Below are 7,446 nucleotides of genomic sequence, written 5' to 3'. Positions count from 1 at the left end.
CCAGATATCTGCATTGACTGTGGGGCTTGTGCAGCGGTTTGCCCAGTTGATGCCATTTTTGAAGAATATGACTTAACACCAGAGCAAGAGGTATACTTGGATAAGGCGGAGAAGTATTTTAATATAAGCTAGGACCATCAATATATGGTGAGAGAGAAAGTCTTGTAGAGGCAGAATTCTACAAGACTTTCTTTTTATTTTCTAAGGCTGTGATTGAAAAGTTCACAAAATGTTCACTTATGAGAAAAATTTATTATTGATATACTAATCACCTTACAAGAATAGAAAGGATGAGGCAAATGCCAAGAAATAAAAAGGAAAGTTTGATTTTTGGTGTAATCATGTGTATGGGAATGGTTTCCGTAATGGCAACTTATAATCTGTTAATGTTGGAGGACCTAGAGAAATTAACATTGCAAACTGTACTGACCGAAATTATAGCAGGCTTTATTGTAGCACTGATACTGGATTTATATATCGTAGGACCGCTTGCTAAGAAACTCACATTCCGGCTGCCTTTTGATAAATCAAATAAGGTCTTAGTTGTTTTATGTATGTCCACTTCTATGATTATTGGAATGGTGTTCTTTATGTCACTGTTCGGCCTGTTAATGTCTTACTTAGGCCACGGTTTAGACGGACGAGGCGTACTTAGTGCATACGGAACAATTTTTGTGAAGAATTTTATACTCGCATTTCCATTGCAATTATTAGTAATGGGCCCAATCGTCCGCTATATTTTCACAACCTTTGTCCAAAGAGAAAAAGTAGCATGATCTTGTGACCCGATGTATATAATGTTTACAATTTGTAAATAGATGATCATTATCTGTACAATGGTAGAAGCTATTTATGATTATAAACAGGAGGCATTCATGATGAATCAATCATTTAAGGCACTAGTTGTAAATAAGGAAAAGGATCAGTTTTCTGTCAATGTCCAACGTTTATCAATAGACGATTTACCTCAAGGGGAAGTATTAATCAAAGTCCATTATTCCAGTGTTAATTATAAGGATAGTCTTGCAGCAACACCAAAGGGAGGAGTTGTCAAAAACTATCCAATGATACCAGGGATTGATTTAGCAGGTGTTGTAGAGTCATCTGCTGATCCGCGTTTTAAAGCAGGGGATAAAGTGATTGCAACAAGCTATGAAATTGGTGTCTCCCACTTTGGAGGCTATAGTGAATATGCGCGCATTCCTGCAGAATGGGTTGTTCCACTGCCGGAAGGTTTGTCACTAAAAGAGGCAATGGTCATTGGGACAGCAGGATTTACAGCAGCATTATCTGTTTTGAGTTTAGAAAAGAATAACTTGCCGTCAAAAAGTAAGGTTCTTGTAACAGGCGCTACAGGTGGAGTGGGAAGTTTTGCTGTATCTATTTTGTCACGGTTAGGTTATGAAGTGGAAGCAAGTACAGGGAAAGATGAGGCACATAGTTACTTAAAAGATATAGGAGCAACCTCCGTTATTTCAAGGGACTCCGTGTATGAAGAGAAAATAAAGCCTTTGGATGAACAAAGATGGGCAGGTGCTGTTGACCCTGTTGGCGGTGAGCAGTTAGCAGCCATTCTGAGTCAAATCCAATATGGCGGGGCAGTGGCTGTCAGTGGATTAACAGGTGGCGCCAAAGTACCAGCAACGGTATTCCCTTTCATATTAAGAGGTGTAAATTTGCTTGGAATCGATTCGGTGTACTGCCAGATGGAAACAAGACGTAAAGTATGGGAATTATTGGCGTCAGATTATAAACTGGATAATTTAGAAAGCATTATTCAAGCGGAAGTAAGCATAGATCAATTGCCTGATAGTTTACCGATCCTATTAGAAGGAAAGGCGGCAGGCAGAATATTAGTAAAACTGTAGGAGTCCAATTTCGGGACTCCTGTTGGTCATTCTTCAGAAATATTAACCTGTTCAGCTGCAACGCAATTCATTGGATATATAACAGCTGCACTTGATTGATTTGCATTCTTTTTTGATGAGTGTAGCAAAATTAACAATATCATCCGGTGAGTCAAAGTTTTTAAATTGATTGGACACTGCCGCAATGGAGATGGAGACGAGTGGTATCTCTTCAAGAGTGCCACTTCGATTCTCTGCAATTACATAGCCCAGATTCTGGTGTTCCTGATTATAAAAAGTGGCGATAGACTGATCGAAGGTTGTGATAATCTCATCACAGATCTTATCAAACTCCCAATCATAAAGGATAATAATAAAATCATCTCCGCCTATGTGTCCAACAAAGCCTTGATACTGATGAGCGTGCGCCTGCAAAATGGAGGCTGTTTCCTGGATTACTTTATCGCCTTTAGCAAAACCGTAAACATCATTATATGTTTTGAAATAGTCCAGATCAATGTAAAGGATAGTAAACTTTTCTTTGGATGGCAGTTCCTGAATATTTTCATCGATAATTCGATTACCAGGCAGCTTGGTGAGTGGGTTCAATGATGAAGCAACTTGTGATTGTACACTGGCAAATGTCATTAATAAGGAACGAATCGAGATAACCCCATAGAGCAGTTCTGCTTTGGTGACGATAATATCATCATACAATTCATTAGAACCGCGATTCATTGCCTTTTCGCTAGCTTCAATGATGGAAGTATGATAGTCGAAACAAAGGATAAACTCTTTCATAAGAAGAGAGACAGGCCTGCTGATATACAAATTATAACCATACAGTGAACCAAGTTTTTGATAGAAATCCGTTCGTGTAATGATACCAACAGGTTTATTACTTTTTGTAATGACAATTCCGTGTGTGTTTATGTTTTCTTTGAAGAGTTGATCAATTTCACTGTTAGCTGTATCGGGACTCACCGAGATCGCATACTCGATAATATCACCAAGCTCAATTTTCATTTTTGGTACCTCCATTACGCACTCAAAGAATTAAATATTGTCCAGTAATATAATTATATATGGTGGTAGGCAGATAGTTCTATGCTCCTATAGGACTATTTTTAGTATAAAATACCATTGTGAAGTTCATGTTAAAACTTTGTAAAAAAATAAAAATGTATGTTGTTTACGTAATCAGCTATATAGTGTTTGTATTTTCATCATAAGTATAGCATATATTCATCACAGCTCTAACGTTTTCATAATATATAATAGGCACGAGCATAAGATATTTGTTAAAATAATAAGAGTTTCTGTTTAGAATGAACAAATAAGGAAGCGGCTTTTTTACATAAGAGAGGATGTTGTACATATGACATCAGTAAATACATTAAATCAGATCACCCCGGCATACGATCCCTGGGAAGCTTATATGGATGTCGAAGAATATGGAAAAATGACGTTAACCAATGTCGAATTCACCACAACACATTTATGTAACATGAGATGTGCTCATTGTGCTGTTGGTTATACGTTAAAAGAGAAAGACCCTGATGCGCTGCCATTCGATTTACTGAAAAAGAGATTGGATGAAATACCGCATCTTCGCACATTAAGCATCACTGGCGGGGAACCAATGATGTCAAAAAAATCGGTTCGGGAATATGTTGTTCCATTGCTCCGTTATGCACATGAGCGTGGTGTCCGGACCCAGATAAATTCGAATCTAACATTGCCATATACCAGGTATGAGACGATAATCCCTTACTTGGATGTGCTGCATATTTCTCATAATTGGGGTACACCTGAAGAATTTGCTGAAACAGGCTTTGCCAATATGGAGAGAAAACCTAGTGATGAAAATCGAAAGAGATATTTTGAGCGGATGGTGGAGAATTCACAGAGATTAGCATCAGAAGGTGTGATGGTCTCTGCGGAAACAATGCTAAATAAACGCACTTTCCCATACCTGGAATCCATTCATGATCATATTGTGGAAATGGGATGTATCCGGCATGAAGTCCACCCGATGTATCCTGTTGACTTTGCGAGTAACTTGCAAACATTGTCATTAGAAGAGATGCAGCAAGGGATAGAAAGACTGTTGAATCACCGCAATGAAGACATATGGATGCTTTTTGGCACATTACCATTCTATCCATGTAATCAAAATGAGAAAGAACTAGCTTTATTGCAAAGATTATATAAGGAAAAAAACGTTACAGTCAGGAATGATCCGGATGGCCGTTCAAGATTAAACGTCAATATTTTCTCCGGTGAAGTAATCGTGACAGACTTCGGTGACGATGAAGAACCTTCTTTGGGGAACATTCAAGATACAACACTAACAGAATCATATGACAAGTGGATGAAATCGAAAACAGCAAAATCGCTTAATTGTCACTGTCCTGCAGTGAAGTGTCTTGGACCAAATATTTTAGTGAAAAACACGTACTATCAAGGGGAAGACTTTACAAAAAGATCAGCTAATATAAAAAGGTAGAATTAATAATAGGCTAGTTACAATCAGCAGATAGTGACTAGCCTTTCTCACCGTTATCCGAGCGGAATTGTTTTGCCATTCTCTTATTAATATGACATTTGTCATGTTCAATATCTGACAGATGTGTCTAATAATAATCCCTCTTTTGTTTTAAACTAATGATACTAGAAAGTTTAGAAAGAGGGATGATGATGAGTAAAGCAAAACAAGCTCAATTGCGTAAAGATGTTATGCCATACGCAACTTCGCAAACGAAAAAAAGTGTTATCCAGATCATTAATACAATCATACCTTTCTTCATATTATGGATTTTAGCCTATCAAAGTTTATCTGTTTCGATATTCTTAAGTTTCGCATTTTCTATAGCTGCTGCAGGGTTTATGGTCAGAACATTCATTATATTTCATGACTGTGCCCATCAGTCATTTTTTAAAAACAAGAAAATAAACAGAATTTTAGGGACCATTACGGGAGTTATCACACACTTTGCATTTGAAAAGTGGAAAAGGGAACACTCGATACACCATGCAACCAGCGGTAATTTAGATCAGCGCGGTACTGGTGATATCTGGATCATGACAGTGGAAGAATATAAGCAAGCTTCACGCTTTGAACGGCTGCAATATCGTTTATACCGTCACCCACTGGTTATGTTCGGATTAGGACCTTTTATGTTATTTTTATACTCCAATCGAATTAATCGAAAAGATGCAAGGAAAAAAGAACGTTGGAATACGTACTTGATTAACATTATGTTAGTCATTGCTTACACAGTAATTGTTCTGACACTAGGCTGGGAAGCAGTTCTTCTCGTCCAATTGCCAATCGCTTATATTGCAGGCCTTTTAGGGATCTGGCTGTTTTATGTGCAGCATCAGTTCGAGGATTCTTATTTCGAGAATGAATCAGAGTGGGATTATGTAAAAGCTGCGGTTGATGGCAGTTCTTATTACAAGCTGCCTAAATGGTTAGAGTGGTTAACTGGTAATATAGGTTATCATCATGTTCACCACCTTGCACCAAGAGTTCCTAATTATAATCTGGATAAAGCGCATCAGGAAACACCGCCGTTGCATAAAGCAACAACCATTACATTGAAGACAAGCTTAGAATCTGTTCGTTTCAGGTTATATGATGAGGACCAGAAAACATTTGTCAGCTTTAAAGAAATGAAAAAACAGCTTGAAGAGAAAGAAAAACAAAAAAGAACCGTCCAGCCAACAAAAGCTTCACAAACGCTTCGTTCTTAATTCGAAGCGTTTGTTTTTGTTTTTACAACTTTCTGGAAGTGGTATAATAATAATGGTTCAGATAAGAAAGGGTGAAGGAAGTGCAGCACTGGTATCATATTTTTCCGAAAAATACAGGGTTAAGTTTATATATATGGATTATCTTCTGTGTACTGCCATTTTATTTTATCTTCCGCTCAACTTCTCTTATCGAAATAGGTGTTGGAATCGGTTTAATTTTAATATTTTTTGCTGTCTATTGGGTGACTTTTTCTTCTAGAGGGAAGCTCGTTTATACAGGAATAAGTATCGAATTTCTAATCAATATTACAATGGTTATTGTTTTCGGTTATGTCTATTTTGCTTTATTTACTGCTTTCTTTATAGGGAATATCAAAAGAAAAGCCGGATTCATTACGATGTATGTTATTCATTTAGTAACAACAGTGGCAGCTGTATTAATTGCATTCCTTATCGATTATTCCTTAGTCATCAGTCAATTGCCATTTCTTATTATGACGATATTAGGGATTATATTGATACCAATTAATCGGTATAACAGATTGAAACAAGAGGAATTAGAAGGAAAACTGGAAGATGCAAACCGCAAAATTGCAAGGCTTGCTATCATAGAGGAAAGAAACCGTATTGCACGGGATTTGCATGATACATTGGGACAAAAATTATCGATGATTGGTTTAAAAAGCGAACTTTCCAGTAAATTAATCGAGAAAGATAGTGAAGCAGCCAAGAAAGAAATGGAAGATGTACAAAAAACAGCCCGCCAGGCATTGAAGGAAGTGCGCGAGATGGTGTCAGAAATGCGCAGTGTCAAGATTGCCGATGAAATTGATCATGTAAAACAATTGCTTCGTGTCGCTCAAATTAAACATCAGGTAGAAATGAAGATAAAGGAAAACACGATCCCGCTATTTATTGAAAATGTATTAAGTATGTGTTTAAAAGAAGCTGTCACCAATGTTGTCAAACATAGCGAAGCAAACTTCTGCTCTATCGTCCTTGAAGAAAAGGCAGAACATTTCCTGCTGCTTGTTAAAGATAATGGTATTGGGGCAAAAGAGAACATATTATATGGAAATGGCTTAAAGGGGATGGAAGAAAGATTGGAATTTGTGAATGGAGACGTGCATATTAACGCTCGGAAGAAGGGGTTAGCATTACAGATTACGATTCCGAAAGTCATTAAACAGGTAGGGGAGGAATCCATTTGATTCGTATCGTATTAGCGGAGGATCAGCAGCTCTTATTAGGGGCGCTTGGATCTTTGCTTGATCTAGAAGATGATATGGAAGTTGTCGGCAAAGCGAATAACGGAGAAGATGTTATTAAACTGGTCAATGATACAAACCCTGATATATGTATAATGGATATTGAAATGCCTGTAAAAACAGGGCTAGACGCAGCAGAGCAGTTACAAAATCATTCATGTAAGGTAATCATACTAACAACATTCGCACGGCCCGGTTATTTCGAGAGAGCAAGAAACGCAGGGGTAATGGGTTATCTGCTGAAAGACAGCCCAAGTGAGGAATTGGCAGATTCTATTCGCAAAATAATGAAAGGGAAGCGTATCTATGCCCCGGAATTAATTGATATCGCCTTTACAGAACCTAATCCATTAACGGAAAGAGAAATTGATGTAATGCGATTAATGGCTGATGGCAAAACAACCAAAAATATTGCCAAGGAGCTTTTCTTATCAAACGGGACAGTAAGGAATTATATTTCGATAATCCTGGATAAACTGGAAGTTGAAAACCGGATCGAAGCGATTGCAAAATTAAAGGAAAAAGGGTGGCTGAAATAGGGACATGTTGCTGGTCTCTATTTTTTGCTTTTT

The 7,446-nt window shown here is 37.6% G+C and carries 8 protein-coding genes; 7 read left to right on the top strand and 1 reads right to left on the bottom strand.

The window, feature by feature from the left end:
* The 3 genes from F9U64_RS22895 to F9U64_RS07490 form a co-directional block, all read left to right on the top strand.
* The coding region (locus F9U64_RS22895) for a 4Fe-4S binding protein (protein WP_228275628.1) at nucleotides 1–132 on the top strand (132 nt) is incomplete at its 5' end.
* A 167-nt stretch (nucleotides 133–299) separates the two neighbouring features.
* Nucleotides 300–776: a DUF2798 domain-containing protein gene (locus F9U64_RS07495; RefSeq protein ID WP_153402393.1), complete on the top strand. Its 477-nt coding sequence runs from the start codon at nucleotides 300–302 to the stop codon at nucleotides 774–776.
* A gap of 102 nt (nucleotides 777–878) precedes the next feature.
* Nucleotides 879–1,868, top strand: a complete 990-nt coding sequence (locus tag F9U64_RS07490; RefSeq protein ID WP_153402392.1) for an acrylyl-CoA reductase family protein — start codon at nucleotides 879–881, stop codon at nucleotides 1,866–1,868.
* A 51-nt stretch (nucleotides 1,869–1,919) separates the two neighbouring features.
* Here F9U64_RS07490 and F9U64_RS07485 read toward each other — a convergent pair whose 3' ends face one another.
* Nucleotides 1,920–2,873, bottom strand: a complete 954-nt coding sequence (locus tag F9U64_RS07485) for a GGDEF domain-containing protein (RefSeq protein WP_194287305.1) — start codon at nucleotides 2,871–2,873, stop codon at nucleotides 1,920–1,922.
* Nucleotides 2,874–3,225: 352 nt separating this feature from the next.
* On the opposite strand from F9U64_RS07485, the gene yfkAB reads away from it, so the two are divergent.
* The 4 genes from yfkAB to F9U64_RS07465 all read left to right on the top strand — a co-directional run bounded on the left by yfkAB (nucleotide 3,226) and on the right by F9U64_RS07465 (nucleotide 7,413).
* Nucleotides 3,226–4,356 (top strand): radical SAM/CxCxxxxC motif protein YfkAB, encoded by a 1,131-nt coding sequence (gene yfkAB, locus F9U64_RS07480; protein ID WP_153402390.1) that lies wholly within the window; start codon nucleotides 3,226–3,228, stop codon nucleotides 4,354–4,356.
* Nucleotides 4,357–4,547: 191 nt separating this feature from the next.
* A complete protein-coding gene (locus F9U64_RS07475) occupies nucleotides 4,548–5,606 on the top strand; it encodes a Delta(5) desaturase DesA (protein WP_153402389.1) in 1,059 nt (352 codons plus the stop codon).
* Between the two features lie 80 nt (nucleotides 5,607–5,686).
* Nucleotides 5,687–6,817 (top strand): sensor histidine kinase, encoded by a 1,131-nt coding sequence (locus tag F9U64_RS07470; protein ID WP_153402388.1) that lies wholly within the window; start codon nucleotides 5,687–5,689, stop codon nucleotides 6,815–6,817.
* Entirely contained in the window at nucleotides 6,814–7,413 is a 600-nt protein-coding gene (locus tag F9U64_RS07465) for a response regulator transcription factor (RefSeq protein WP_153402387.1), read from the top strand. Before F9U64_RS07470 ends, F9U64_RS07465 begins: the two co-directional genes overlap by 4 nt.
* The last annotated feature ends 33 nt before the right edge of the window (nucleotides 7,414–7,446 follow it).

Origin of the sequence: Gracilibacillus oryzae (genome assembly GCF_009498735.1) — a bacterium.
GTDB classification, from domain to species: Bacteria; Bacillota; Bacilli; order Bacillales; family Amphibacillaceae; genus Gracilibacillus; species Gracilibacillus oryzae.
The sequence above is the reverse complement of the archived record's forward strand: the minus strand, read 5'-3'. Positions and strand labels throughout refer to the sequence as shown.

What these genes read in the sequence shown, in the direction of transcription:
- F9U64_RS07495 (WP_153402393.1), top strand. Translation starts at nt 300, where the DNA reads ATGCCAAGAAATAAAAAGGAAAGTTTGATTTTTGGTGTAATCATGTGT.
- F9U64_RS07490 (WP_153402392.1), top strand. Translation starts at nt 879, where the DNA reads ATGAATCAATCATTTAAGGCACTAGTTGTAAATAAGGAAAAGGATCAG.
- F9U64_RS07485 (WP_194287305.1), bottom strand. Translation starts at nt 2,873, where the DNA reads ATGAAAATTGAGCTTGGTGATATTATCGAGTATGCGATCTCGGTGAGT.
- yfkAB (WP_153402390.1), top strand. Translation starts at nt 3,226, where the DNA reads ATGACATCAGTAAATACATTAAATCAGATCACCCCGGCATACGATCCC.
- F9U64_RS07475 (WP_153402389.1), top strand. Translation starts at nt 4,548, where the DNA reads ATGAGTAAAGCAAAACAAGCTCAATTGCGTAAAGATGTTATGCCATAC.